This window comes from Microbacterium sp. AC145 (genome assembly GCF_979258505.1).
Map to the genome: position 1 here is coordinate 429,019 of NZ_OZ409859.1, position 25,448 is coordinate 454,466.

23 protein-coding genes, 1 tRNA gene and 1 pseudogene are annotated in these 25,448 nt (G+C 68.4%); 19 read left to right on the top strand and 6 right to left on the bottom strand.

The genetic code is table 11. From position 1 onward, the window contains the following. Positions 1-68 precede the first annotated feature (68 nt). The gene (poxB, locus tag ACZZZN_RS02030; RefSeq protein ID WP_463503578.1) at positions 69-1,793 is read left to right on the top strand and encodes a ubiquinone-dependent pyruvate dehydrogenase; all 1,725 of its coding nucleotides are present in this window, start codon (positions 69-71) and stop codon (positions 1,791-1,793) included. Between the two features lie 353 nt (positions 1,794-2,146). On the opposite strand, the gene ACZZZN_RS02035 is transcribed toward poxB, so the two are convergent. Beyond that, positions 2,147-4,879, bottom strand: coding sequence for a hypothetical protein (locus ACZZZN_RS02035; RefSeq protein WP_463503579.1), 2,733 nt, complete (start codon positions 4,877-4,879; stop codon positions 2,147-2,149). A 102-nt stretch (positions 4,880-4,981) separates the two neighbouring features. Further along, entirely contained in the window at positions 4,982-6,811 is a 1,830-nt protein-coding gene (locus ACZZZN_RS02040) for an HSP90 family protein (protein WP_463503580.1), read from the bottom strand. A gap of 182 nt (positions 6,812-6,993) precedes the next feature. Here ACZZZN_RS02040 and ACZZZN_RS02045 point away from each other — a divergent pair. The 8 genes from ACZZZN_RS02045 to ACZZZN_RS02080 all read left to right on the top strand — a co-directional run bounded on the left by ACZZZN_RS02045 (position 6,994) and on the right by ACZZZN_RS02080 (position 12,410). Further along, positions 6,994-7,066, top strand: a tRNA-Trp gene (locus ACZZZN_RS02045). A 39-nt stretch (positions 7,067-7,105) separates the two neighbouring features. Then, on the top strand, positions 7,106-7,378 hold the full coding sequence (gene secE, locus ACZZZN_RS02050) for a preprotein translocase subunit SecE (protein ID WP_463503581.1): 273 nt from the start codon (positions 7,106-7,108) through the stop codon (positions 7,376-7,378). A 41-nt stretch (positions 7,379-7,419) separates the two neighbouring features. Then, entirely contained in the window at positions 7,420-8,472 is a 1,053-nt protein-coding gene (gene nusG, locus ACZZZN_RS02055) for a transcription termination/antitermination protein NusG (protein ID WP_463503582.1), read from the top strand. A 363-nt stretch (positions 8,473-8,835) separates the two neighbouring features. After that, entirely contained in the window at positions 8,836-9,267 is a 432-nt protein-coding gene (gene rplK / locus ACZZZN_RS02060; RefSeq protein ID WP_091027467.1) for a 50S ribosomal protein L11, read from the top strand. Between the two features lie 11 nt (positions 9,268-9,278). After that, a complete protein-coding gene (gene rplA, locus ACZZZN_RS02065; protein WP_463503583.1) occupies positions 9,279-9,968 on the top strand; it encodes a 50S ribosomal protein L1 in 690 nt (229 codons plus the stop codon). Between the two features lie 158 nt (positions 9,969-10,126). Further along, positions 10,127-10,945 carry an amino acid ABC transporter substrate-binding protein gene (locus ACZZZN_RS02070; RefSeq protein WP_463503584.1) on the top strand — a complete coding sequence of 273 codons (819 nt, stop codon included), beginning with the start codon at positions 10,127-10,129 and terminating at the stop codon, positions 10,943-10,945. A 3-nt stretch (positions 10,946-10,948) separates the two neighbouring features. Continuing rightward, positions 10,949-11,614, top strand: coding sequence for an amino acid ABC transporter permease (locus ACZZZN_RS02075; RefSeq protein WP_463503585.1), 666 nt, complete (start codon positions 10,949-10,951; stop codon positions 11,612-11,614). Continuing rightward, positions 11,601-12,410 (top strand): amino acid ABC transporter ATP-binding protein, encoded by an 810-nt coding sequence (locus tag ACZZZN_RS02080; RefSeq protein WP_463503586.1) that lies wholly within the window; start codon positions 11,601-11,603, stop codon positions 12,408-12,410. The genes ACZZZN_RS02075 and ACZZZN_RS02080 overlap by 14 nt, the downstream gene beginning before the upstream one ends. A 21-nt stretch (positions 12,411-12,431) precedes the next feature. Here ACZZZN_RS02080 and ACZZZN_RS02085 read toward each other — a convergent pair whose 3' ends face one another. Further along, on the bottom strand, positions 12,432-13,103 hold the full coding sequence (locus tag ACZZZN_RS02085; RefSeq protein WP_463503587.1) for a LysE/ArgO family amino acid transporter: 672 nt from the start codon (positions 13,101-13,103) through the stop codon (positions 12,432-12,434). A 70-nt stretch (positions 13,104-13,173) separates the two neighbouring features. Here ACZZZN_RS02085 and ACZZZN_RS02090 point away from each other — a divergent pair, with 70 nt between their 5' ends. The 6 genes from ACZZZN_RS02090 (at position 13,174) to ACZZZN_RS02115 (ending at position 17,320) form a co-directional block, all read left to right on the top strand. Next, complete coding sequence (locus ACZZZN_RS02090) at positions 13,174-14,046, top strand: LysR family transcriptional regulator ArgP (protein ID WP_463503588.1); 873 nt, start codon at positions 13,174-13,176, stop codon at positions 14,044-14,046. 200 nt (positions 14,047-14,246) lie between these two features. Beyond that, positions 14,247-14,870, top strand: a complete 624-nt coding sequence (locus ACZZZN_RS02095; protein ID WP_463503589.1) for a SipW-dependent-type signal peptide-containing protein — start codon at positions 14,247-14,249, stop codon at positions 14,868-14,870. A gap of 2 nt (positions 14,871-14,872) precedes the next feature. Further along, on the top strand, positions 14,873-15,490 hold the full coding sequence (locus tag ACZZZN_RS02100) for a SipW-dependent-type signal peptide-containing protein (protein WP_463503590.1): 618 nt from the start codon (positions 14,873-14,875) through the stop codon (positions 15,488-15,490). Positions 15,491-15,513: 23 nt separating this feature from the next. After that, a complete protein-coding gene (locus tag ACZZZN_RS02105; RefSeq protein WP_463503591.1) occupies positions 15,514-16,155 on the top strand; it encodes a signal peptidase I in 642 nt (213 codons plus the stop codon). After that, positions 16,155-16,814, top strand: a complete 660-nt coding sequence (locus ACZZZN_RS02110) for a hypothetical protein (RefSeq protein ID WP_463503592.1) — start codon at positions 16,155-16,157, stop codon at positions 16,812-16,814. The genes ACZZZN_RS02105 and ACZZZN_RS02110 overlap by 1 nt, the downstream gene beginning before the upstream one ends. Then, on the top strand, positions 16,811-17,320 hold the full coding sequence (locus tag ACZZZN_RS02115) for a hypothetical protein (protein ID WP_463503593.1): 510 nt from the start codon (positions 16,811-16,813) through the stop codon (positions 17,318-17,320). Before ACZZZN_RS02110 ends, ACZZZN_RS02115 begins: the two co-directional genes overlap by 4 nt. A gap of 20 nt (positions 17,321-17,340) precedes the next feature. On the opposite strand, the gene ACZZZN_RS02120 is transcribed toward ACZZZN_RS02115, so the two are convergent. Together ACZZZN_RS02120 and ACZZZN_RS02125 are read right to left on the bottom strand one after the other, a co-directional pair. Further along, positions 17,341-18,033, bottom strand: a complete 693-nt coding sequence (locus tag ACZZZN_RS02120) for a YqaJ viral recombinase family protein (RefSeq protein ID WP_463503594.1) — start codon at positions 18,031-18,033, stop codon at positions 17,341-17,343. A gap of 82 nt (positions 18,034-18,115) precedes the next feature. Beyond that, positions 18,116-19,480, bottom strand: a complete 1,365-nt coding sequence (locus tag ACZZZN_RS02125) for a glucose-6-phosphate dehydrogenase (RefSeq protein ID WP_463503595.1) — start codon at positions 19,478-19,480, stop codon at positions 18,116-18,118. 51 nt (positions 19,481-19,531) lie between these two features. Between ACZZZN_RS02125 and ACZZZN_RS02130 the strand changes: the two are divergent. From ACZZZN_RS02130 to rplL, 3 genes and pseudogenes are all read left to right on the top strand, one after another. Next, positions 19,532-21,324: pseudogene (locus tag ACZZZN_RS02130) on the top strand (glycoside hydrolase family 15 protein). A 234-nt stretch (positions 21,325-21,558) separates the two neighbouring features. Next, positions 21,559-22,047 carry a 50S ribosomal protein L10 gene (rplJ, locus tag ACZZZN_RS02135; RefSeq protein ID WP_053097428.1) on the top strand — a complete coding sequence of 163 codons (489 nt, stop codon included), beginning with the start codon at positions 21,559-21,561 and terminating at the stop codon, positions 22,045-22,047. 50 nt (positions 22,048-22,097) lie between these two features. Then, positions 22,098-22,478, top strand: coding sequence for a 50S ribosomal protein L7/L12 (rplL, locus tag ACZZZN_RS02140; RefSeq protein ID WP_056312738.1), 381 nt, complete (start codon positions 22,098-22,100; stop codon positions 22,476-22,478). Positions 22,479-22,819: 341 nt separating this feature from the next. Here rplL and ACZZZN_RS02145 read toward each other — a convergent pair whose 3' ends face one another. Further along, entirely contained in the window at positions 22,820-23,824 is a 1,005-nt protein-coding gene (locus ACZZZN_RS02145; protein ID WP_463503596.1) for a LacI family DNA-binding transcriptional regulator, read from the bottom strand. A 278-nt stretch (positions 23,825-24,102) separates the two neighbouring features. On the opposite strand from ACZZZN_RS02145, the gene ACZZZN_RS02150 reads away from it, so the two are divergent. Next, entirely contained in the window at positions 24,103-25,422 is a 1,320-nt protein-coding gene (locus ACZZZN_RS02150) for an ABC transporter substrate-binding protein (protein WP_463503597.1), read from the top strand. Positions 25,423-25,448 lie beyond the last annotated feature (26 nt).

The window sequence follows — 25,448 nt, forward strand, 5'->3', positions numbered from 1 at the left end:
GCCACGAAGGAGAGGTCGGGAGCGGCGGAGACCGATCCTCGCCCCGAACCCGGGCGTAGGTTGGAGGCATGGCAACCGTCGCAGCGAACATCGTCAAGACCCTCCGCGCCAACGGGATCGACCGTGTCTACGGTCTTCCGGGTGATTCCCTCAACGGATTCACCGACGCACTGCGCAAAGACGGGAGCATCCGATGGGTGCACGTGCGTCATGAGGAGTCTGCGGCATTCGCAGCCGCGGCGGACGCTGCGCTGACGGGCGACCTCGCGGTGGTCGCAGGCTCCTGCGGCCCCGGAAACCTGCACCTGATCAACGGCCTCTACGACGCGAACCGTTCGCGGGTGCCGGTGCTGGCGATCGCAGCGCACATCCCCACGACCGAGATCGGCACCGGATACTTCCAGGAGACGCATCCGCAGGAGCTCTTCCGCGAGTGCAGCGTCTACGTCGAGTACGTCGCCGACCCCAAGCAGATGCCGCGCCTTCTCGAGATCGCGATGCGCGCCGCGATCGAGCAGCGCGGGGTCGCGGTACTCGTGATCCCGGGCGATGTCGCGCTCGCCGAGATCGCCGACGACCGTGCCGTCGTCATCGAGCGCGCCAAGCCGGTCATCGTGCCGAGCGGCGATGAGCTCGAGAGAGCAGCGACCCTGCTCAACGCCTCGAAGAAGACCACCATCCTCGCGGGGGCGGGCGTCGAGGGCTCGCACGACGAGGTCATCGCCCTGGCCGATCGCCTCGGCGCGCCGATCGTGCATGCCCTCCGCGGCAAGGAGTTCATCGAGTACGACAACCCGTTCGACGTCGGCATGACCGGTCTCCTCGGCTTCGCCTCGGGCTATCGCGCGATGGAGGCGGCCGACACGCTGCTGGTGCTCGGCAGCGACTTCCCGTACGAGCAGTTCTATCCCGAGCACGCCACCACGATCCAGGTCGACATCCGCGGCTCGCAGCTGGGCAAACGGCATCCGCTCGACCTCGGTCTGGTCGGCGACGTCGGAGCGACCGCCGCCGCCTTGCTGCCCCGGCTGGCCGAGAAGAGCGATCGCGACCACCTCGACGACTCGACTGCGCACTACCGCAAGACCAGGGCCAAGCTCGACGACCTCGCGACCCCCACGAAGGCCGGCCGCCCCATCCACCCGCAGTATCTGGCACGGCTGCTCGACGAGCAGGCGGCGGATGACGCGGTGTTCACCGCCGACGTCGGCTCTCCCACGGTGTGGGCCGCGCGCTATCTGTCGATGACCGAGAACCGGCGCCTCATCGGCTCGTTCACGCACGGGTCGATGGCCAACGCGCTGCTTCACGGCATCGGCGCGCAGGTCTCGCATCCCGATCGTCAGGTGATCGCTCTCGCCGGCGACGGCGGGCTCGCGATGATGCTCGGCGAGCTGCTGACCCTCACGCAGAACAAGCTGCCGGTGAAGACGATCGTGGTGAACAACTCGTCCTTGAACTTCGTCGAGCTCGAGATGAAGGCGGCCGGGTTCGTGAACTACGGCACGTCTCTCGACAACCCGAGCTTCGCGGCGATCGCCGAAGCCATGGGCATCTTCGCCCGACGGGTCGAGAACAGCGAGGACCTGCCGGATGCCGTGCGCGAGGTGCTCGAGCACGACGGCCCTGCCCTGCTCGATGTCGTCACGGAGCGGCAGGAGCTGTCGATGCCGCCGGCGATCGAGGCCGCGCAGGTCAAGGGATTCGCGCTGTACGCGATCCGCACGGTCATGTCGGGCAAGGGCGACGAGCTGCTCGACCTCGCACGGGCAAACTGGCGTCAGTTCCTCTGAGGCTGCGCCGGGAGGCGGCGTCGTCTCCGGTCGTTGAGCGAGCAGCGCAGCAGCGAGACGAAACGCGCCATGTCGAGGAGCGCGTTTCGTCTCGGTCGACTTCGTCGTCCTCGCTCAACGACCGGGAGGTGGTCGACTTCGTCGTCCTCGCTCGACGACCGGGAGGCTGCGCCGGGAGGCTGCTTCGTCTTCGGTCGTTGAGCGAGCAGCGGAGCAGCGAGACGAAACGCGCCATGTCGAGGAGCGCGTTTCGTCTCGGTCGACTTCGTCGTCCTCGCTCAACGACCGGGAGGCTGCGCCGGGACGCGGCTTCGTCTTCGGCCAACGACCGGGAGGCGCGAGCAGCGCGCCGTTCAGCTGTCGAGCAGCGCCCGCACCTCGGCGGCCTCGACCTGGCGACCGAGCGCCTCGAGAACGTCGCCCAGCTCGAGCGCCGACACCTGCCGCAGTGGGGGATGCGCCTCGGCGTGCTCGATCGCCGAGCGGTAGATCGGCACGGCATCCGTGGCACGGTCGCCACCGGCGAGCAGCCGAGCGGCGAACAGTTCCGATCCGCCCGCCGATCCCGCGTCTCCGAGTGTGGCGAAGCCGTCGGCGGCCGTCAATGCGGCGGCGACCGCTTCGTCGGTGCGTCCGAACTCGGCGAACGCGCGCCCGCGCGAGTCGGTGACGTCGGCGAGCAGCCATCCGGCCTCGTGCTGCGTCGCCAGAGCTGCCACCTCGTCGAAGAGCGCGAATGCCCGCTCGTCCTGACGGGCACCGTAGGCCTGTCCCAGGTTGTGCAGCACGTCGACGAGTGCCCCCGCGGCCTCGGGGGCCCTGCGGGCGATCTCGGATGCCGCTTCGAGCGACTCGATCGCATCGTCGTGCGCGTCGAATCGGGCGAGGATCTTGGCGCGCTCGGTGAGGGCCACCGCCTGGTCGGCGTGCTCCTCGTCGGCGCCGAACAGCTCTGCGGCATAGCCGAACGCACCGACCGCCTGACCGAACTCGCCTGCTGCCGCGAGTGCGCGGGCGAGCAGCGACGCGGTCATGCCGCGGGATGCGGCCGAGACGTCGGCCTGCTCCTCACGTTCGAGCACATGGCCGAAGAGCTCGGCGGCCTCCTCAGCATGGCCGGCGGCGAGCATCGCACGGGCGAGCCGGAAGTCCGTGCCCGTCGCGTCTTCGCCGGACTGGGCGACCAGCCGCGAGGTGACCCGGTAGCGGGTGACCGCCTTCTCGGGGTCGCCGGCGTCTTCCCAAAGCGCTCCGGCCAGCAGATGCGCCGGGGCGAGGGACTTCGTGGCGCCGAGCCCCGCGAGCAGGCGGCAGGCCTCGTCGGCATCCGCGGCGCCCTCGGCGAAGGCGTCGCTGCCGCCGCGCACTCGTGCCCGGGTCTGCAGCGCCTGCGCTCGGTGCCCGACACTCAGGTCGTCCTGTGCGAGCAGGCGGTCGAGCAGAGCGGATGCCGCCTCGATGTCGCCCTTCTGCAGCACCGCCGAGATCGCGACGAGCGTCGTCGTGTTGGCGAGGCGCGTGTCCTCCGCCTCGGCGAAGGCGCGCGCGGCAGTCTCCGCCAGGTCGAGGGCGGCATCGGGTTCTTCCGCATGCATGTGCAGCGAGGCGCGGCTGATGGCGAGGTCTCCGCGCGACCAGGCGGGCAGATCCGTTGCCGTCGACAGCTCGTGGTCCAGCGCAGCCACGGCCTCCGGGGTGTTCACTCCGAAGGTAGCGAGGCCGAGCCGCTGCTCGAGGTCGGCCTGCTCGTGCCTGCCCGCGGCGCGCAGCGCCTCGATGCGGGTGGGGAGCAGCTCGGCGGCCTCGTCGGCGCGATCGAGGGCGATCAGGATGCCGAGTCGCATCGACAGCAGCTGCGCCAGCTTCGCGGGATCCTCGACGGCGAGGGCATGGGGGAGTGCTTGCAGCGTCTCGTGCTCGGCACCGAACTGCGCGAGGTCCATCGCGCGGTCGAACCACGCGTCGGCGTCGGCCGGGATCGTGGCGTCGGGCGTCGCGACGAAGGCGTCCGACCGGATCGGCACGTCGTAGCGCTCGTCCGCAAGCGCCCGGATGCGAGCGAGGCTGCGTGCGTGTCCGTCGGTGCCGTCGCGGTGGTCGAAGTCGGCTCCGATGCGCTCGGCCGTGCTCCAGGCGGCCGCCGCGAGTTCCGCTGCCGTCCACGCCTCTGCGGGCTCGGTCGCCGTGCGCCCTCCGAAGAACGGAGCGAGCGCGTCGGCATCCGCTCCGCGCACTGGGGTGTCGCCATGGCCTGCCGCCGTGACCCGATCGAGCGCGAAGGCGAACGCGGCGAGTGCGGCGAAGTGGGCATCGACGTTGAGCCCGTCGTGTGCGAGCCAGCCGATGTGACGCTCGACCAGCGAGAGCGCCCTCGCCTCGTTGCCGGTGATCGCGGCGAACATGATGTTGTTCGCCACGATGCGCAGGTTGTCGGGATTGTCCTTGGCGAGGCGGTAGCTGCGCAGATGCGCGCTCTTCGCCTCGTCGAACCGCCCGGCGCGCAGGTACGGGAGAAGCACGCGCGAGAGCGCGTGCTCGGGCTCCTCCCCGCATGAGAAGCCGCCTTCGAGCATCTCCTCGACGAGGCGGATCGCGTCGGCATCGCGGTCGGTCTCTGCGAAGAATCCGGCGAACTGACTGCGACCGCAGGCGTCGCAGTGGCTGTGCTCGTCGCGCGGGGTGGCTTCGAGGCGCACGCGCAGCGCCTCGGCATCGTCGAGGCGACCGGCATCCCACGCGTCCTCGAACCGGGCAGTGAGCACCCCGCTGAGGCCGAGCCCCGCCGTGCGGTAGTGGGTCTCCATGTCGTCGAGAACCGCTGAGATCTGGTCGACCGAGAACGCCGGAGACGACCGCAGCGCCGACGCCATCCACTTGAACTGCCACATCAGGTCGGCCCCGCCGTGATCGAGGTCGGCCGGGAACCGCTGCGGATCGGCATCGTGCCGCGCCAGGCACCAGGCGAACGAGTTCAGCATCACATCGGTCGCGCCGTTCATGTTGGCCGACGCCGTCTGCCGCATCCGCGCCTGGTACTCCAGCCGGTCGTCACCGATCTCGACGGCCAGGGCGACGGCCTCTGCCACGAGGGCCTGCTCGGCCGGGCCCCAGGGGTGATGTCGATCTCTTCGAGGAGCTGCTGGAAGCGCTTCGCCGGTCGGGCCATGAGAGGGTCCTTCTTCTGCTGGTCAGAGCGGGTCGCCGAAGGGGATCGCGTCCCCTTCGACGCCGGCCGAGAGAGACACGAGGTCGGTGAGGGCGGTGGTCATCAGGGCACGGTCGGCGTCGGAGAGCGGGTGGTGCCCGGCAAGCAGCGCCTGGATGTAGAGCAGCTGCACGGTTCGCGCGAACACCGCGTCGTCCTGCACCCGCACGAGCGAGCGGACGACCCTGTTCGACCAGTTCAGGCACAGCCGTGCGGTCAGGTCGTCGTCGCGCGATGCCGAGAGCGTGCTGTCGATGCGGTCGAGCACCCCACCCCAGAGCGACCCGGTGATGCCCTTGGTGCGGCCGCGGTCGATGCGGCGCAGCACCTCGGGATCCGCGACGTAGAGGGCTGCGAGATCGGGCCGGTCGATCGAGCGCACGGTCACCGAGCAGCCGGATGCCGTGAGCACGCCGCCCGCCCGCGTCTCGAGCGCCACGGCGAGGTCGCGGTCGTCGAGCGGCGGCGGGTCGAGCCGGTCGAGCTCACCGGTGACATCGACCGCCTCGACGGTGACCTGCGGGTACAGGTCTGGAAGCATCCGCACGAGGTCGGCGTCGTAGAGGTAGCCCCCGTTGACGAGCACCTCGGAGGCGGGTGAGATGCCCGCCACCTGCCGGAACTCGTCGACTGTTCCGGCGTATCGCACGTGCGGGAATCGTTCGACGAGATCACCGATGCGCATCGTGCCGTGCGTGGTCTCGAGCGTCAGCCAGCGCGTGATGAACCGCGCGAGCTCGTCGTCGTGCCGCACGAGTGATTTGAGGCCGACCTCGTGGATCGCGACGAACTGCGCGAGACGATGCGGTTCGCGCAGGCCCAGCTCGAGCACCCATCGGCGGATGCCGGCACCCAGCTGTTCGCGCACGCGCTCGAGCGCCGCATCGTCGACGAGTGACTCCCGGCTCGCGGTGGGGACGAGACCGGTCGAATCGACCACGGCGCGCACGAAGAACGCCCAGTCGGGCAGCACGTCGTCGACGCGCTCGGCGAGCAGCATCCGCCCCAGATACATCCGGGTCGCCTGCCGTGCACCGGGCGGTGGCGCGTACGGGAGCACGTACGCGAGTCCGCGGGTGCCGGTGGCCGGCTCGCTCAGTTCGATCACGTCGAGGGGTGCGGCGCCCAGCAGGTCACGGCCGTAGTCCACGGCCTCTTCGGGATGCGCTGCGGCGTCGAGGAAGGGCGCGCGCCGCGTCACGTCGACCTCGCCGTTCGGCGTGTCGATCGTGACCCGCACGGGAAGGAACTCGGCGAAACCGGTGGCGAGCTCTCGCACCGCGGCGGATCGCAGCAGCTCATCGGCGTCGAAGCGGGGCACGAGATGCACGCTCGTGCCGACGGGCAGGTCGTCGTCGATCTCGACGACCTGGAACGTGCCGTCGGCGTTGCCCGTCCACTCGACGGCAGCGCCGCCCCGGGCGCTGCGGGAGCGGATCACGATCGTGTCGGCGACCATGAAGCAGCTGAGGAGGCCGATGCCGAACTGGCCGAGGTAGTCGCTGCGGGGGAGATCGAAGATGTCGCGCTTCGAACTGCGCCCCACCGTGGCGAGCAGGTCTGCGACCTCAGCCGCGGTCAACCCGACTCCGTCGTCGCGCAGCACGAACTCGGGGGAGGAGTCGCTGAGGGGCGTGATCCGGATGCGTCCGCCCAGACCGTCGACCTCTCGACGCGCCGTGACGGCATCGCGCGCGTTCTGCAGCAGCTCGCGCAGATACACGCGCGGACTCGAATAGATGTGACGGCTCAGCAGGTCGACGACCCCGCGCAGATCCACCTGGAACTGCTGCACGTCAGCACTCACCCGCATTCCCTCCGGTCGGACCCGCTCGAGCCTAACAACAACACGGATGCCGCTGCCGGTTCGGAACGGGCCGAGGGATGCCGTATGCTTGACGAGCAGTTGTTGTCTGCATTCTTTCGCCGTGCCCCGGTCCTTCCGGTCCGGTTTCGGTGGCAGGATGAAGACGCACCCCGAGACCACCGGTCTCTAGGGCGGTAGCTCAATTGGCAGAGCAGCGGTCTCCAAAACCGCAGGTTGCAGGTTCGATTCCTGTCCGCCCTGCGCGTCAGCGCACGCTGACACACGAAAGGTACATTCAGGATGGATCAGGACGAACCGCGCGGCGATGTCGTCGCGGCCGGCGCCACCCGCGAGAAGAAGCGCGGGCCCCTCGGCTTCTTCGGGGGCATCGCCCTGTTCTTCCGTCAGGTCATCGCAGAGCTTCGCAAGGTCGTCACGCCGACCCGCAAGGAGCTGGTCAAGTTCACCGCGGTCGTGCTGGTCTTCGTTCTGATCGTCATGGGCATCGTCTACGGACTGGACACCTTGTTCGCGTGGGTGACGCACATTGTTTTCGGAGTTCCCGGCGCCTGATGCCCTTGCGGCCGGTGCCGCAATGATTGGAAAGAAACAACGTGTCTGAACGATATTCCGACGACGCCGACTGGGCGCCTGCCGCTGAGCAGTCCAGCGAGGAAGACGAAGCCCAGGAGGGCAACGTCCTCGCAGCGGAGGAGAAGTCCGTCACGTCGGCCGAGCACGTCGCCCTCCACATCGAGGACGTCGACGGCGAAGACGACGACAGCACCGACGAAGACACCGACATCGAAATCGACGACCCGGAGGCGGATGCGATCGTGAACGACGCTCTCAACCTGGACGAAGCGGCTGAGTCTGAGGCTGCCGCTGAGGTCCTCAATGATTCTGTGGCGGAAGAGACCGCCGAGCTCGAGGCCGCTGAGGCTGACGAGGTCACCCCGTACGACGGCCCCGACCTCGGTGCCGACGACGAGCAGGGTGGCGACGACGCCGAGGGTGACTCCGAGTCCGAGGACGACGCGGAGGAAGACCCCTACGAGTCCTTCCGTCTCGACCTTCGCATGCTCCCCGGCAAGTGGTACGTCATCCACTCGTACGCCGGCTTCGAGCGCAAGGTCAAGGCGAACATCGAGCAGCGCAAGTCGACGCTCGAGGTCGAGGACGAGATCTACCAGGTCGAGGTCCCGATGGAGGACGTCGTCGAGATCAAGAACGGCCAGCGCAAGATGGTCACCCGCGTGCGCATCCCGGGCTACGTGCTCGTGCGCATGGAGCTCACGGAAGACACCTGGTCTGTCGTGCGTCACACCCCGGGTGTCACCGGCTTCGTGGGCAACGCCCACAACCCCACGCCGCTGCGCTTCGAAGAGGCCTTCAACATGCTGAAGTCGCTCGTCGAGGTCAAGGACGCGCCGACCGCCAAGAACATCGCAGCCAAGGGCGGCGTCGCCGTGGCCCGTCCGCTGCCCGCCGAGGTCGACTTCGAGATCGGCGAGACGATCACGATCAAGGAGGGCTCGTTCGCGGGTCTTCCCGGTTCGATCAGCGAGATCAAGCCCGAGAGCGGCAAGCTCACCGTGCTCGTCTCCCTCTTCGAGCGTGAGACCCCGGTCGAGCTGTCGTTCGACCAGGTCACCAAGATGGTCTGACACAGGCATTCACGAGAACGGCCGTCCCATTCGGGGCGGCCGTTCTCGCGTTCTCGGGCGGCGTCGGGTTCGTCCGGGGCACTTCTGCATCCGCGGATGCTCGCGGGGTCACTTCTGCATCCGAATCGGGCCGTTCGGCTGCGTTATTGGCCCCGCCCCGTGTCCCGTGCCCCGCCCGGTACCCCGTACCTGACCCCGCCCGGCATCCGCGACGGAGCGAGGAACGTCAGGCGCCCGCGCATCAGGTAGACTTGTGTGGTTTGCGTGCCGCTTCGGCGTGCGCACAGACGACCGCAGCCCGGAGATGCCGGGTTCGCGGGAGAGCGGATGCACAAGGCATCCGTTCGATGAAAGGAAGAGGATATGGCACCGAAGAAGAAGGTGACCGGCCTGATCAAGCTTCAGATCAACGCCGGTGCAGCCAACCCGGCGCCGCCGATCGGCCCCGCGCTCGGTCAGCATGGCGTCAACATCATGGAGTTCTGCAAGGCGTACAACGCCGCGACCGAGTCGCAGCGCGGCAACGTCATCCCCGTGGAGATCACCGTCTACGAGGACCGCAGCTTCACCTTCGTCCTGAAGACCCCGCCTGCTGCGGAGCTCATCAAGAAGGCCGCCGGCGTGCCCAAGGGCTCGGCGACCCCGCACACGGTCAAGGTCGCGAAGATCACCAAGGACCAGGTCCGTCAGATCGCCGAGACCAAGCAGGCCGACCTGAACGCTAACGACATCGAGGCTGCCTCGAAGATCATCGCCGGCACCGCCCGTTCCATGGGCATCACGGTCGAGGGCTGAGGAGAATAATCATGGCTACGAAGTCAAAGGCTTACAAGGCTGCCGCCGAGAAGATCGAGGCAGACCGTTTCTACACTCCCACCGAGGCAGTCGCGCTCGCCAAGGAGACCGGCTCGTCGAAGTTCGACTCGACCGTCGAGGTCGCGCTGAAGCTCGCCGTCGACCCCCGCAAGGCAGACCAGATGGTGCGCGGCACCGTCATCCTGCCCCACGGAACCGGTAAGACCGCCCGCGTCATCGTCTTCGCCACCGGCCCCGCGGCCGAGGCAGCGATCGCCGCAGGTGCAGATGAGGTCGGCGGCGCCGAGCTCATCGAGAAGGTCGCCGGCGGATGGACCGCGTTCGACGCGGCCGTCTCCACCCCGGAGCTCATGGGCCAGGTCGGTCGTCTCGGAAAGGTCCTGGGTCCGCGTGGACTCATGCCGAACCCGAAGACCGGCACCGTGACCCCCAACGCTGCCAAGGCAGTCGAGGAGATCAAGGGCGGAAAGATCGAGTTCCGCGTCGACAAGCACGCCAACGTGCACTTCGTCGTCGGCAAGTCGTCGTTCTCGGCCGAGCAGCTCGACGAGAACATCGGCGCAGCGCTCGAGGAGATCGTCCGCCTCAAGCCGTCGAGCTCGAAGGGCCGTTACATCCAGAAGGGCGCCGTGTCGACCACGTTCGGCCCCGGCATCCCGCTGGACGTCAACGCCATCTGAGTGTGATTACAGAAAGGCCCTCGCATCTGCGGGGGCCTTTCTGCATGCCCGGAACGACATCCGACGTCATGGGATGTGGGATGCTGGCGACAGTCCACGTACTGTAGGTGGGTTCCGCGCCACAGCAATCGCGCCTCACGCACCCCAGGAGGGTATTCATGTCCCGTCGCCTCATCGCCGTCACCGCGCTCGTCGTCGCCGCCGCGGCGCTCACCGGATGCAGCGGAAGCACCGCGCCCGCAGAGAGCAACTCCAGCGGAGAAGGCTCCGGCAGCGACCTCGGCCTGCTCAAAGACGGTGTCCTCACGGTCGCGACCGAGGGCACCTACCGCCCCTTCAGCTTTCACGATCAGGACGGCGCGGGCGAGCTGACCGGCTTCGACGTCGAGATCATCGAGGCGGTCGCCGAGAAGCTCGACCTCGAGATCGAGTTCCAGGAGACCCAGTGGGACGCGATCTTCGCGGGTCTGGATGCCGGGCGCTTCGATGTGATCGCGAACCAGGTGAGCATCAACGAGGAGCGCGAGGCGAAGTACCTCTTCAGCGCGCCGTACACCGTCTCGCCCGGAGTGATCGTGGTCGCGGAGGACGACGATTCGATCTCCTCGTTCGACGACCTCGCCGGCAAGACCACCGCCCAGTCGCTCACCAGCAACTGGTACGAGCTCGCGACCGAGTCCGGTGCGACGGTCGAGGGTGTCGAGGGCTGGGCCCAGGCGGTCGAGCTGCTGCGTCAGGGTCGCGTGGATGCGACCGTCAACGACAAGCTCACCTTCCTCGACTACGAGACGACCAACAGCCCGTCAGGCCTGAAGATCGCCGCCGAGACCGATGAGGCCGGCGAGCAGGCATTCGTCTTCACGAAGGACAAGACCGACCTGGTCGAGGCCATCGACGGCGCACTCGAGGAACTGCGCGCCGACGGCACGCTCGCCGAGATCAGCGACACCTACTTCGGCGAAGACGTCACCCAGTAGTCCATGGAGAATCCCTGGCAGCTGTTCCTCGACTCGCTCGGGCCGATCGCTCTGGCGGGTGTGACCGTCACCGTGCCGCTGGCGCTGCTGTCGTTCGCCGTCGGGCTCGTGCTGGCGATCCTCGTCGCGCTGATGAGGATCTCGGTCAACCCGATCGTGTCGGGCATCGCGCGGTTCTACATCTCGGTGATCCGCGGTACTCCGATGCTCGTGCAGCTGTTCGTGATCTTCTACGGCCTGCCATCGATCGGCGTCACGCTCGATCCCTGGCCGAGCGCGGTCATCGCGTTGTCCCTCAACGTCGGCGGATACGCCGCCGAAGTGGTGCGTGCGGCGATCCTCTCGGTGCCGAAGGGGCAGTGGGAGGCCGCGTACACGGTGGGCATGAACCGCACGCGCACACTCACGCGAGTGATCCTGCCGCAGGCCGCGCGTGTGTCGGTCCCGCCGCTGTCGAACACCTTCATCTCACTGGTGAAGGACACGTCGCTCGCATCGCTGATCCTGGTGACGGAGCTGTTCAAGGTCGCCCAGCAGATCGCGGCGGCGACCCTCGAGTTCATGGTCGTCTACCTGGCGGCCGCACTCGTCTACTGGGTGATCTGTCTCGTTCTGTCGTTCGGGCAGAGCGCGCTCGAGAGGAGGCTCGATCGCCATGTCGCTCGCTGACGACACCACGACAGCCGACCGGCTGCTCGCCGCCCGCGGCCTGCGCAAGAGCTTCGGCGACAACGAGGTGCTGCGCGGTATCGATCTGACACTGCATCGCGGCGAGGTCGTCGTGCTCATCGGTCCCAGCGGTTCGGGCAAGACCACGGTGCTCCGCGCGCTCAACGGTCTGGAGACTCCGGATGCCGGTGAGATCGTCGTCGCAGGCGGACCCGACATCGACTTCGCGCCGACGGAGAAGGTCACGGCGCGCGTGCAGAAGCAGAAGCGACTGGCGCTGCGGGACCGCTCGGCCATGGTGTTCCAGCACCACAATCTGTTCCCGCATCTCACCGTGCTGCAGAACGTGATCGAGGGGCCCTGGCGTGTGCAGGGTCGACCGAAGGCCGAGGTGATCGCCGAGGCTCAGTCGCTGCTCGCGCGGGTGGGGCTCTCCGACAAGGCCGACGCACGGCCGCATGAGCTCTCCGGCGGACAGCAGCAGCGGGTGGGCATCGTGCGCGCGCTGGCCCTGCGGCCCGACCTCCTGCTCTTCGACGAGCCGACGAGTGCGCTCGATCCGGAACTCGTCGGTGAGGTGCTCCTGGTGATCAAGGAGCTCGCCGATGAGGGGTGGAGCATGGTCGTCGTGACGCACGAGCTGAGCTTCGCCCGCGAGGCGGCCGATCATGTGCTGTTCATGGACGGCGGTGTCGTGATCGAGCAGGGGACGCCGGGGGAGATCTTCGGAGCGCCGCAGCATGAGCGCACCAAGCGATTCCTGACCCGCATCCTGCGACCGCTCGACGGCGACTGACGCTCGCGCCTCGGCCGCTGATCAGGCGCCGAGCACGGGAAGCACGAGGCTGATGGCGATCGCGATCATCACGACCGCGATGATGCCGTCGAGGATCCGCCACGAGCGTTCGGTGCGCAGCCAGCGGCCCAGGTGGCGGGCGCCGAATCCGAGCGCGGTGAACCACAGGATGCTCGCGACGATCGCGCCCGTCGCGAACAGCCAGCGGTCATCGCCGTGCGTGGCCGCGATCGATCCGAGCATGAGCACGGTGTCGAGGTAGACGTGCGGGTTCAGCCAGGTGAGGGCGAGGACGGTGAGGAGCACGGGAGCGAGGGCGGTGCGGGTGGCCGTTGCCGTCATGCCTGACGCCGATGCCGATGCCGGTGCGGATGCCGTGTCGGCGGTGGTGGGTTCCACCCGCAGCTCTTCCCCGCCGCGCCAGGCCCGTCGGGCTGCGAGCAGGCCGTAGGCGAGCAGGAATCCGGCGCCGGCCCACCGCGCGACGACCACGAGCCAGGGGGCGGCGGAGATCACGAATCCCAACCCTGCGACGCCTGCGGCGATGAGCAGCGCATCAGACACCGCGCACACGATCACCACGGCGAGCACGTGCTCTCGACGGATGCCCTGGCGAAGCACGAAGACATTCTGTGCGCCGATGGCGACGATGAGGGAGAGGCCGAGGCCCAGGCCCGAGAGCAGGGAGAACATGTCTCCACGGTAGGCGCGGCCGAACATAAGCACCAGCGACTTTTCGTTACGAACCATTAGCATCACTTATGTGAAGATCGATCCGGAACTCGCCTCCACCGTGGCCGCTGTCGCCGACGAGGGCACGCTCGACGCGGCATCCCGCGTGCTGCAGATCACTCCGTCGGCGGTCAGCCAGCGGCTCAAGGCGCTCGAGCAGCAACTCGGCCGCGTGCTCGTCGTGCGCTCGAAGCCCGCCCGCCTCACCGAGGCGGGCGAGGCGGTGGTGCGCCTCGCCCGCCAGGTGACGCTTCTCGAGCACGATGCGCTCGGAGGGCTCGGACTCGACGGCGACGTGTCACGCATCCGCATCCCGCTCGCGGTCAACGCCGACTCGATGGCGACCTGGTTCCTCGCGCCGCTCGCGAGACTCTCCAGGACGCACGACATCGACGTCGATCTGCATCGCGACGACCAGAACTTCACGGCACGCCTTCTCGAGTCCGGCACCGTCATGGCGGCGGTCACGAGCGAGCAGACGCCGGTGGCGGGATGCTCCGTCACCCCGCTCGGAGTGCTGGAGTACCGCGCGATGGCCGAAGCGCGCTTCGCCGAACGGTGGTTCCCCGAGGGGGCGACGCCCGAGGCGCTCGCGATCGCGCCGTTCGTCGACTTCGACCGGCGCGACACTCTGCAGCACGAGTGGTTGCGGACCAGGGGAGTGGCGGCGCAGGGTGTGCCACGGCACTACGTGCCGGCATCCCACGATTTCGCACTCGCCGTTCGGCTGGGGCTCGGCTGGGGCATGGTGCCGCTGCTGCAACGCGACGACAGCCTGGTGGCGCTCGGCGGAGACCCTGTGCGGGTCACGCTCTACTGGCAGCAGTGGAATCTGCGCTCCGATCTGCTCGATGCTGTCGCGGCGGAGGTCGCCGACGAAGCCCGCCGGGTTCTCGCACATTGAGGGGAACCCGTATGCCCCGGAGGATCTCCTGATGGGAGCGGGATATTGCTGAATGAATGTTCAATCGATATCTGGATAGCCCTTGTGATCGGCCATTATCTGGATCAGGATGGCTCGCAACACCTGAATACGTGGATGCAGATCACTGAGGGGTGATCATTCCCAGGCGTCCGCGAGCCGATTCCTGAGGGGGAACGAAAATGGCTACGAAGGACACGCAACGCAAGGTTCTGGCGGTTCTGGCAGGAGGGGTGGTGCTCGGGGTGGGCGTCGGCGTCACTCTCGCCGCGTGGAACGACTCCGAGTTCGCCACCGGAACCTTCACGGCCGGATCGTTCAACCTCGAGGGATCGACCACGAGCGCGACGGCGGACTACGCCGACCACAACGTCGACGATGGTGACACCGCTGCGTCGCTGGTCTTCCAGCTGCCCGAGGTGGCGTCGTCGATGGCGCCCGACGACGTCGTGTATGCGCCGTTCTGGGTGCGCCTCGACAGCACCACCACGAACGACGCCACGCTGATCCCGGCGGGGATCACCGCAGGGTCGGGCGGCAACGAGGCGAACCTCTCGTACACCGTCACAGCCATCGACCCCGCAGACGTCTGCGATGCGACCGCCACAGGAACCGTCGTGGCCACCGGTGCGACCCTGAGCGATCAGACGGGGGCGACCTCGGTGCCGCTGACCCAGGGCGACCCGGCCGGAACCGCGGGCACCCCTGTGCAGCTCTGCTTCGCCGTCACTGCCGGTGCAGACCTCGAACAGGGTGAGACCGCGACCGCGACGTGGGAGTTCACGGCCACCTCCATCGACAACTGATCATGGCTGACACCCGCAGCGGCATGCGGGAGGCGAAGCGGCTGCGCTCCCGCCGGATACGTGCCCTGCTCGCGGCCGGACTGGTGTTCGGGGTGGGTGCGACGATGACCCTCGCCGCCTGGAACGACTCCGAGTACGGCAGCTCGACGTTCACCGCAGGGCGCTTCGACATCGTCGGTGCCACCGACGGCACGACGTTCTCGAGCCATCCCGTCGGCACCCCCGCAGCGCTGTCGTTCACCGCCCCGTTCAACGCCATGGTGCCGGGCAGCACCGTGCACTCGCTCTTCAGCGTGCGGACGGCGAACCCGTCGGTCGCAGGTGCGTTGCAGCTGAGTGTCGTCTCGACCACGGGAACGGGTCTCGGCACCTATCTGCGCTACGGCGTGCGTGCGATCGCGGCGCCGCCCTGCAACGCCACCACCTACGCGGCAGGCACCTCGGTCGTCCCCGACAACTCGGCGATGAACACGGCAGGCACGGTGACCCAGGCGGTCGCAGCGAACAGCGGGACGACGGTGAACTACTGCTTCGCCGTGTCCCTGCCGGCGGCGACCGACAACACGGCCCAGGGGCTGACGGCCGTGCAGACCTGGCAGATCCTCGGAACGGCGTCCTGAGACTGGACAGGGGTGCGAAGACGATGACGACAGGCGCCGAAGTGGAGGCCAGGGAGCCGGATTCGAGCGCTCCGCTGACACGGCGTGGCGTCCGCGAGCAGGCTGCGCAGGCGGGAGCGACGGTGGATGCCGAAGCATCGTCCCCTGCTCCGCGTCGCGCAGGCCGTGGCGTCGGTCGGGTGCTGGGCGACGTGGCGCTGTGGGTGGCGGCCGTCGCCGGCGTGGCCTGCATGGTGCTCGTGATCCTGGCTCTCACCGCCAACATCACGCTCATCATGTTCCGCACCGGATCGATGTCGCCGACCATTCCCGCGGGGTCGGTCGCCGTGGTGCAGCGGGTGCCGGCATCCGCTGTCGAGGTGGGCGACGTCGTGACGGTGGATCGCCCCGACGACCTGCCGGTGACGCACCGGGTCACCTCGGTGAACGCCGGGGCAGACGAGTCCGAGCGGATCCTCACGATGCGCGGCGACGCGAATGCCGACGACGATCCGTTCCCGTACTCCGTGAGCTCGGTGCGTGTCGTCCTGTTCTCGGTGCCGGGAGTCGCGACGGTGATCGCCGGGTTCGGCGACCCGCGCGTTCTGGGCGCGCTCACCATCGGCGCGACCGGTCTCGTGGTCTGGGCGTTCTGGCCGCGATCACCGCGTGGGGGGCGACCATGATGCGGTCGTTGCTTCTGCGCAGGGCGATGCTCGTGGCGACGATCGTCGGAGTCGCAGTGATCGGGGGCGGTGGTCCTGCGGTCGCCGCACCGACGACCGAGGTCGTGCAGGGGCAGGTGCTGCGGCTGGTGTCGGTCGCCGACTGGACGGCGGCGGCGAGCCTGCGGCCCGGTCAGCCCGTGCGCTGGGACGTGGTCGTGAGTGCCGATGCCCCCGAACCCGGCACCGTGCACGTCGGCATCAGCGCGCGAGGCGACGCGGATCTGCTCGTCGACGCCCAGGTCTGCATGCAGCCGTGGGAAGGCACCGGATGCCCGGGAGGGGCGCGCACGCTCAGATCGGCCTGGCCTCTGCCGCGCGACGGCGTCGAGGTGTCGCTGATCGAGATGAGCGAGACCGAGGTGGCGCACGTGCGGCTCTCGATCGCCCTGCAGGGGGCGGATGACGGCAGCACCGATGTCCGCGTGCATGCACAGGGTGCGGGGGAGTCGGCGGTGATCGGACCGGACGGGGGGCTCGCGACCACGGGGCTGCCGCCGGCCGCACCCTGGTTGGTCGCCGGGGGCGTCATCCTGGTCGGAGTGGGGCTCGCATCAGCGGTCGTGCATCGTCGAAGGACGCGCGCTCCTGCGGCTGTCGCTCGCGAGGGCGAGTCATGAGCACTCGACGGCGGCACCGCACCCTCGCCGGCATCGCCGGAGTGGCGCTCCTCTTCGGCCTCGGTATGGCACCGGCGGCCCAGGTCACCGACGCCGCGTTCACAGATTCGGACTACGGGCGCGCGACGATCACGGCGTTCCGGGTTCCGGCGCCCAGCATCCTCGCCTGCGGCGTCACGAACAACGGGCTCGGGATCTTCCAGAGCGTCAGGATCGACTGGACCTCGCCCTACCCCGCGACCGGGGTCCGACTCACCCTCACGCAGGGCGCGACGACAGCGACGGTGCCCGCCGCCAACATCACCACCTCCGGACCGGCCGGCGGCCTCTACACGCATTCGGCGGTGCTCACTCAGGCACTGCTCACGAGCCTTCTGTCGAACCTGCTCGGCAGCACGACGACGCTGACGGCGACGAACCTTCTCGTGGGCACGTCGTGGGTGTCTGCCGGGGCGTCCCGCCAGCTCTCGATCGCGCTGCTCGGACTCAACGCGACCTGCACCTGAGGGCGGACGCCGCGATCGGGTCAGTCGGCGAGGGCGAGAGCCCGGAACGCATCGCGTTCTCGCAGGTTCTCGCGACGGCTGGCCGCGGCGGCGGCGGTGGCCTCGGCGATGCGCGCCGGCACCTGCATGCCGGTCGTGCGGCGGTAGAGCTCGTCGATGAGGTCGGTGGCAAGGCCCACGAGCTTCGCGATCTCGCGATCGTCGCGGTCGATCCACACGCAGCGCGGCTCGTCGTGGATGGGGGCGAAGTCGACGTGCTCCTCCCAGACGAACAGCGTGCGCTCGGCACCCAGCACATGCTGCTGCCACCACACCTGGCGCAGGTACGTGCGGGGGATGCCGCGGAACGCCTTGTTCGTGGTCTTGATCTCGGCGAGCTTGACGCGTCCCTCTGCGTCGACGGCGATGCCGTCGGGAGTGGCGAGGTGGCGGTGCTCGACCTCGGCGCGGAACAGGGCGGACGACGGAAGGATGCCGTGCGTCGCTGCCACCCAGGCGGCGATCTCGGGCTCTCGGCGTCGTCCGTGGTCGGTGTAGGCGTTGCCGCCGAAGCGGGGGCCGCCGCCGAGTTTCGAATCCGCCGCGCGGATGATCGACCTCTCGCTGGTGAGGCCGGCGACGTCGGTCGCGGTGATCCCGCGTGAGCGGGCCCGCATCCAGGCGACGCGGTCGCGGGAGTCCGCAACGATGCGCGCTTGGAGTTCCGGAGTCACCTATCGAGCGTAACCCCGCTCACCGACGCTCCCGTCCCGTACACGCCGCACCCCGCATCCCTCCTTCGCCGCGTGGCTGGTATCAGCCGTGCGCGGGCCAGCCCTCGGGGCCGGTGGAGCCCGCGACGTACTCTTCGAGAGGAACCTCGTCGCGCTGCCACGCCTCGAGGATCGGTGCGACGATCCGCCAGCACTGTTCGGCGGCGTCTCCGCGCACGGCCAGCATCGGATCGCCGTCGAGGATGCCGGACAGCACCTCGGCGTAGGCCTTGAGGGCCCCCTCGCCGAGATCGGCCGACAGGGTCGCGCGTTCCAGCTCCAAGGGGTCTTCGGCGGCGTTGAGGTTCAACTCGAGCGACATCAGGTCGGGGCCCAGCGAGAAACGCAGGACCGCGCCGTCCGAGGTGCCGGTGAGTCCGCGCGGGAGGTGGCGGACAGGCCGGAAGCGCACGACGATCTCCCTCGCCGGGGTGCCGAGGGCCTTGCCGGAGCGGAGCCGGAAGGGGACCCCCGCCCAGCGGGTGTTGCGCACCTCGAACGTCGCTTCGGCGAGCGTCTCGGTCTGGCGGGTCGGATCGACGCCGGGTTCGTCGACGTACGACGGCTTGGCCGCGCCGTCGATCTCTCCTGCGGTGTACCGGGCTCGGCGCGACGACGCCTCGGGGTCATCTCCCCACACCCCGGTCGCGCGGAGCACCGCACCGGTGGCAGCACGGAAGTCGACCTCGTCGAGCGTGGCCGGCTCTTCCATGGCGAGCACGGCGAGCACCTGCAGCAGATGGCTCTGGATCATGTCGACCAGTGCTCCCGCGGAGTCGTAGTAGCCGGCGCGTCCTTCCAGTGCCAGCGATTCGTCGTAGACGATGTCGACCGACTCGATGCTCTCCGCAGACCACAGAGGCTCGAGGATGCGGTTCGCGAAGCGCGCACCGAGCAGATTGAGCGTGGTCGAGCGGCCCAGGAAGTGGTCGACGCGGAACACCTGGCTCTCGGGGACCAGCGCTGTGAGCGTGCGGTTCAGCGCTCGCGCGCTCGCCTCGTCGGTGCCGAAGGGCTTCTCCATGACGAGCATGGCTCCGTCGGGCAGCATCTCGGGCGTGAGAGCGGCGATGCACGCCGCGGCGACGGCCGGAGGCACGGCGAAGTAGACGGCGACCTGACCGGTGAGTCCGCCCAGCAGTGAACTCAGATCATCGGCGCGGGTAATGTCGGTCCGCACGTACGACACGTCGACGCGCGACGCGGCCTCTTCGGCATCCATCGACGCGAACGACGTCCGGACGACGGACTCGAGCTCGGCATCCGTCCATTCCTCTCGGTCGGCGCCGACGATGCGCACCGAGCGGGCGGGCTCTCTCGTCAGCAGCTGGCCCAGAGCGGGCAGGAGGAGGCGAGAGGTGAGGTCGCCACCGGCTCCGAGGATCACCAGCGTCGTCGCATCGATCATGTTCTCACCGTAATCGCTCCGACCACAGGGTGAACATGTCAGACTCGGTCGATGCCTTCTGCGATCGAGGACTACGCCCTGCTCAGCGACTGCCGTACCGGTGCGCTCGTCTCGAAGGAGGGCAGCATCGACTGGCTCTGTCTGCCTCGCTTCGATGCGCCGTCGCTCTTCGGCGCGCTGCTGGGCGAGGAGAGCAACGGATGCTGGGGCCTGCGACCGCTCGATGCCTCCGCGACCTCGCGGCGTCACTACGTGTCGGACACGTTCGTCCTGGTCACCCGCTGGGAGACGGCCGACGGCATCGCCGAGGTGCACGAGTTCATGCCGCTGCATCCCACGCGCAGCGATGTCGTGCGTCGGGTCGTCGGCATCGAAGGACACGTCGAGTTCGTCACCGAGCTGCGCCTGCACTTCGACTACTCCCGCCGGCTGCCCTGGGTGCGACAGGTGGGAACGGCAGAGAAGCCGGCGTTGCGTGCGACGGCCGGGCCCGAGGCCGTGATCGTGCGCGGTGTGCGGCTCGTCGCGGAGGACCACCGGCACCGCGCGACCTTCACGGTCACCTCCGATGAGGTCCGCGACCTGACGCTCAGCTGGTTCCCCTCGCACGAGCATGCGCCGGCGCCGCTCGATGTCGACGATGCGATCGCGGCGACGAGGTCGTGGTGGCAGGGGTGGGCGAGCGGGATCCAGCACGACGGCGCGTACCGCGGCGAGGTCGTGCGGTCGCTGCTCGTGCTGCGGGCGCTCACGAACAAGGACACCGGCGGCATCGTGGCCGCGGCCACGACCTCTCTTCCCGAACAGTTCGGCGGCTCGCGCAACTGGGACTATCGCTTCGTCTGGCTGCGGGATGCCGCGCTGACCCTCGAAGCGCTGATCGCGCACGGGTTCCTCACCGAGGCGCATCACTGGCGGCGGTGGCTGCTGCGCGCCGTGGCGGGCGAGCCGGCGGAGGTGCAGATCATGTACGGCATCGCGGGGGAGCGCGATCTCGCCGAGCGCGAGCTCACGAGCCTTCCGGGGTACGGGGCGCGGCGCCGGTGCGGATCGGCAACGGCGCGGTCGATCAGTACCAGGGCGACGTGATCGGCGAGGTGCTGGTCGCGCTCGAGTGCGCCAGGATCGCCGGGCTCGAGGAGGGCGACTTCTCGTGGCCCCTGCAGCGGGCGCTGCTCGAGCAGGTGATCGTCTCGATCGACCGACCGGACAACGGCATCTGGGAGATCCGCGGTGAGCCGCAGTGGTTCACCCACTCCCGGGTCATGATGTGGGCGGCGCTCGACCGCGGCGTCCGCGCCGTGCGGGAGCACGGCCTTCCCGGTGACGCCGATCGGTGGGCGACGGTGCGCGACGAGCTCCGGCGCGAGATCGACGAGCGCGGAGTGGATGCCGACCACGGGTACTTCGTGCAGCACTACGGCTCGACCGAGGTCGACGCCTCGCTGCTCGTGCTCCCGCAGGTCGGGTACTGCGCCCCCGACGACCCGCGGATGCTGCGGACGGTGGAGCAGATGGAGCGCACCTTGCTCACGGGCGGATTCCTCCGCCGTTACCGCACGGAGTCCGGTGTCGACGGGCTCGACGGGGGAGAGCATCCCTTCATCGCATGCAGCTTCTGGCTGGTCGAGCAGTATGCGACGACCGGCCGCGTCGACGAGGCCAGTGATCTGATGGCACGGCTGATCGCGATGACGAACGACCTCGGGCTGCTGTCCGAGGAGTACGACGTCGAGAACACCCGGCAGGCGGGCAACACCCCGCAGGCCCTCTCTCATCTGAGTCTCATCCGCGCCGCCGATGCGCTCGCCGGTCACGGGGGTCGCGCGGCGCACCGACGGTGATCGCGTCTGATTTGGGGAGAGCGGATGCGGTGAGGTACAGTTGACTCAACCGAAGACCGCTGGTCATCGTCATGCGCGTAAGCGCACGAGGATTGAAGCTCTGCTCAGCAGGGGCCCGCGCAGGACACGAACTTTCCAAAGCTCCGTGCGCTTGCGCCGGAGCTTTTCTGTTGCCAGGGGTCGGATCCGGTGCCTCACCGCCGTGAGGCACCTCGTACACACCAAGGAGTGACCATGGCGCAGAAGGATGCATCGGTCGCCGAGCTCACGAAGTCATTCGAGAACTCGACTGCCGTTCTGCTGACCGAGTACCGCGGTCTGACGGTTGCCCAGCTCAAGGAGCTGCGCAACAGCATCCGTCAGGACGCTGAGTACGCCGTGGTGAAGAACACGCTGACCAAGATCGCCGCCAACAAGGCAGGCATCACCGCGCTGGACGACGACCTCAAGGGTCCGTCGGCCGTCGCGTTCGTGCACGGTGACTTCGTCGCCACTGCCAAGGCTCTTCGTGACTTCGCCAAGGCCAACCCGCTTCTCGTGATCAAGTCCGGCATCTTCGAGGGCAACGCCCTCTCTGCCGACGAGGTCAACAAGTACGCCGCGCTCGAGAGCCGTGAGGTTCTGCTGGCGAAGGCTGCGGGCATGATGAAGGCCACGATGGGCAAGGCTGCCGCCACCATCGATGCTCTTCGCGAAAAGCTGGAGACCGCCGAGGCCGCGTAAGCGACCTCACGTTCTCGTTCAACAAACCCCATCTATCTAGGAGATACATCATGGCTAAGCTCACCACTGAGGAGCTGCTCGAGCAGTTCGCCGGCCTGACCCTCATCGAGCTCAACGACTTCGTCAAGGCGTTCGAGGAGAAGTTCGAGGTCACCGCTGCTGCCCCCGTCGCCGTTGCCGGCGCAGGTGGAGCAGGCGCTGCTGAAGAGGTTGAGGAGAAGGACTCCTTCGACGTCATCCTCGAGGCTGCCGGAGACAAGAAGATCCAGGTCATCAAGACCGTCCGCGAGCTCACCTCGCTCGGTCTCGGCGAGGCCAAGGCCGTCGTCGACGGTGCTCCCAAGGCCGTGCTCGAGGGCGCGAACAAGGAAGCAGCCGAGAAGGCCAAGGCTGCCCTCGAAGAGGCAGGCGCCACGGTTACCCTCAAGTAATCCGTTCCAGGTCGCGGCATGACGCCTCGCCCTGGAAGCGTCTGAACGCTTCACGAAAGCCCCGGGTCCGCCCGGGGCTTTCGTGCGTCCGGGGCAGATCGGTCATTGAGCGAGCCGCCCGAGACGAAACGTGGTGGGTCTGAGGTAGATCGGTCGTTGAGCGAGGCCGGCGGAGCCGCCCGAGACGAAACGTGGTGAGTCTGAGGTAGATCGGTCGTTGAGCGAGGCCGGCGGAGCCGCCCGAGACGAAACGTGGTGAGTCTGAGGCACATCGGTCGTTGAGCGAGGCCGGCGGAGCCGCCCGAGACGAAACGTGGTGAGTCAGACTGCGGATGCCGGGCTCAGCGCCGTCCCGCGGTGGAGCTGCGCACGACGAGCGAAGATGCCGTCACGGTGCGTTCGCGGGGCGAATCGGGGCGTTCGATCTGCTGCTGCAGCAGCCGCACGGCCTCGTGCCCCTGCTCACGCGGCGACTGCCTGATGGTGGTGAGGGCGAACATCTCGGCGTGCTCATGATCGTCGACACCGACGACGCTCAGTTCGGTGGGGACAGCGATCCCCAGCCGCCGTGCGGCGATCATCGCGCCGATCGCAGCCTCGTCGCACACCCCCACGATCGCGGTGGGGCGCCCCCTGCGGTCTCCGAGCAGCTCGACGGCGGCAGCGTATCCGCCCGGCATGGTCGGGCGTGCGTCCGCGATCCGTGCGACGGCTTCGAGCCCCGCGGCCGCCAGAGCCTCGAGGTATCCCTCGACCCGTTGCGCGTCGCCGAAGCTGAGATCGTCGGGGTCCGTCGACCCGCCGACGAACGCGATGTCGGTGTGTCCGAGTTCGATGAGGTGCTCGGTCGCGATGCGAGCGGCGGCGACGTCATCGATCGACACTGCACTCGACCCTTCGCTGTAGGGGCCGACGCTGACGAGCGGCCGCTCTGAGCGGTGCAGCCGCTCGAGCTCCTGCGCGCTCGGCTGGATGCCGACCGCGATGATCCCGTCGAACCGCCGACCGGGCAGCACCGCATCGAAGAGGCGCTCGCGGGTGTCGGTGCCTTCCCTGACGCCGTAGAGGGCGAGTTCGTAGTCGAGCGCGAACAGGGACTCCTGGATGCCGGCCAGCAGCTCCGAGAAGAACCAGCGGTCGACCGGGGGCATGATGACGCCGACGGTCTGAGTACGCCCCGTGGCGAGGCTCGTGGCAGAGGAGTGTGCGACGTACGCGAGCTCGTCTGCGGCATCCGTCACCCGCCGGCGAGTGCCTTCCGAGACGTATCCGCGTCCGCTGAGCGCTCGGCTCGCGGTCGCCTTCGACACGCCTGCGCGCGCCGCGACGTCCGCGATCGTGCTCATCGGTCCTCCTCGACCATGCCCTCGGCGTGCGGGCATCGCCTGCGCGCCGATGACAGCGTAGCCCGTGGAACGGCGGAAAGGAACCGGTTCCATACCGATGGCGAGGGAGCGCTCCCATATTCGGCACTCGAGTCGGTGCAATGGTTGCGAGCTTGTGATCCTGGCTTATTGTGCCGCGGCGTCGACCCCCGGTAGGTTGTCCTGGAATCGGTTCCCGATTCTGCGCCAGGGGCGGCGCGGAACGAGGGGAACCGCACAACTCGAAGAGGAGAATTCACATGGGTCTGTCACAGCGTTCCCGGCGTTACGCGCCAATCGCTCTGCTGGGAGTCGCGGGTATCGCGCTCGCCGGTTGTGGTGCTCCCGGCGGTACCGACGGCGGCGCCGAGGGCGGCGGCGAGGGAGACAACACCGTCACCATCTACGGCACCATCGTCGAGGGTGAGGCCGAACTTCTCGCGGAGTCCTGGGCGGACTTCGAAGAAGAGAACGACATCGAGATCAAGTACGAGGGCAGCCAGGACTTCGAGACCCAGCTCGGCACGCGCGCACAGGGCGGCAACCCGCCGGACATCGCGATCTTCCCGCAGCCGGGTCTGTTCGCCGACTACGCATCGCGCGACCTGCTGAAGCCGGCTCCTGAGGCGGTCAAGGCGAACGCCGAGGAGTACTGGACCGAGGGATGGGTGGAGTTCGGCACGTACGACGGCACCTTCTACGGCGCGCCGCTGATGGCCAGCGTCAAGGGCTGGATCTGGTACTCGCCGGCGAAGTTCGCCGAGTGGGGCGTCGAGGAGCCGACGACCTGGGATGAGCTCATGGCTCTCACCGACACGATCAAGACCGCGAGCGGCAAGGCCCCCTGGTGCGCCGGCTTCGAGTCGGGCGTCGCGACCGGCTGGCCCGGCACCGACTGGATCGAGGACCTCGTGCTCCGCAACGCCGGCCCCGAGGTCTACGACCAGTGGGTCAAGAACGAGATCCCGTTCACCGACCCGCAGATCAAGGAGGCCTTCGACGCGACCGGCGAGATCCTCCTCAACCCGGAGTACGTCAACGCCGGCTTCGGCGACGTGCGTTCGATCAACTCGACCGCATTCGGTGATGTGGCGGCGCAGGTCGCCAGTGGCGAGTGCGCGCTGACCCACCAGGCCTCGTTCCTCTCGGGCTTCTACCCTGAGGGCACGAACTTCGCCGAAGACGGAGACGTCTGGGCGTTCCTGACGCCGAGCCAGAACGCAGACGAGACGCTCATCACCGGTGGTGGCGAGATCGTCGGCGCGTTCAGCGACGACGAGGCCACGCAGAAGGTGCTCGAGTACCTGTCGAGCCCCGAGTGGGCGGACAGCCGCCTCGCTCTCGGCGGAGTGACGTCGGCCAACAAGGGCGTGAACCTCGATGTGGTCGAGGATCCCATCCTGCAGGAGTCGATCAAGCTGCTCCAGGACGACTCGATCACGTTCCGCTTCGACGGTTCCGACCAGATGCCCGGTGCTGTCGGCTCCGGAACCTTCTGGAAGGGCATCGTCGCATGGGTGAACGGCACCTCGACAGACGAGGTCCTGACCCAGATCGAGACCGGCTGGCCTTCCAGCTGATCGGATGAGGTGGGCCGCCCCTCGGG

Coding starts and splice junctions, on each gene's coding strand:
- ACZZZN_RS02080 (WP_463503586.1), top strand. CDS start 11,601: ATGTCGCTCGCTGACGACACCACGACAGCCGACCGGCTGCTCGCCGCC.
- secE (WP_463503581.1), top strand. CDS start 7,106: ATGGATCAGGACGAACCGCGCGGCGATGTCGTCGCGGCCGGCGCCACC.
- poxB (WP_463503578.1), top strand. CDS start 69: ATGGCAACCGTCGCAGCGAACATCGTCAAGACCCTCCGCGCCAACGGG.
- ACZZZN_RS02150 (WP_463503597.1), top strand. CDS start 24,103: ATGGGTCTGTCACAGCGTTCCCGGCGTTACGCGCCAATCGCTCTGCTG.
- rplJ (WP_053097428.1), top strand. CDS start 21,559: ATGGCGCAGAAGGATGCATCGGTCGCCGAGCTCACGAAGTCATTCGAG.
- ACZZZN_RS02110 (WP_463503592.1), top strand. CDS start 16,155: ATGCGGTCGTTGCTTCTGCGCAGGGCGATGCTCGTGGCGACGATCGTC.
- ACZZZN_RS02070 (WP_463503584.1), top strand. CDS start 10,127: ATGTCCCGTCGCCTCATCGCCGTCACCGCGCTCGTCGTCGCCGCCGCG.
- ACZZZN_RS02075 (WP_463503585.1), top strand. CDS start 10,949: ATGGAGAATCCCTGGCAGCTGTTCCTCGACTCGCTCGGGCCGATCGCT.
- ACZZZN_RS02115 (WP_463503593.1), top strand. CDS start 16,811: ATGAGCACTCGACGGCGGCACCGCACCCTCGCCGGCATCGCCGGAGTG.
- ACZZZN_RS02040 (WP_463503580.1), bottom strand. CDS start 6,811: ATGCGGGTGAGTGCTGACGTGCAGCAGTTCCAGGTGGATCTGCGCGGG.
- ACZZZN_RS02100 (WP_463503590.1), top strand. CDS start 14,873: ATGGCTGACACCCGCAGCGGCATGCGGGAGGCGAAGCGGCTGCGCTCC.
- rplL (WP_056312738.1), top strand. CDS start 22,098: ATGGCTAAGCTCACCACTGAGGAGCTGCTCGAGCAGTTCGCCGGCCTG.
- ACZZZN_RS02085 (WP_463503587.1), bottom strand. CDS start 13,103: ATGTTCTCCCTGCTCTCGGGCCTGGGCCTCGGCCTCTCCCTCATCGTC.
- rplK (WP_091027467.1), top strand. CDS start 8,836: ATGGCACCGAAGAAGAAGGTGACCGGCCTGATCAAGCTTCAGATCAAC.
- rplA (WP_463503583.1), top strand. CDS start 9,279: ATGGCTACGAAGTCAAAGGCTTACAAGGCTGCCGCCGAGAAGATCGAG.
- ACZZZN_RS02125 (WP_463503595.1), bottom strand. CDS start 19,480: ATGATCGATGCGACGACGCTGGTGATCCTCGGAGCCGGTGGCGACCTC.
- ACZZZN_RS02105 (WP_463503591.1), top strand. CDS start 15,514: ATGACGACAGGCGCCGAAGTGGAGGCCAGGGAGCCGGATTCGAGCGCT.
- ACZZZN_RS02145 (WP_463503596.1), bottom strand. CDS start 23,824: ATGAGCACGATCGCGGACGTCGCGGCGCGCGCAGGCGTGTCGAAGGCG.
- ACZZZN_RS02095 (WP_463503589.1), top strand. CDS start 14,247: ATGGCTACGAAGGACACGCAACGCAAGGTTCTGGCGGTTCTGGCAGGA.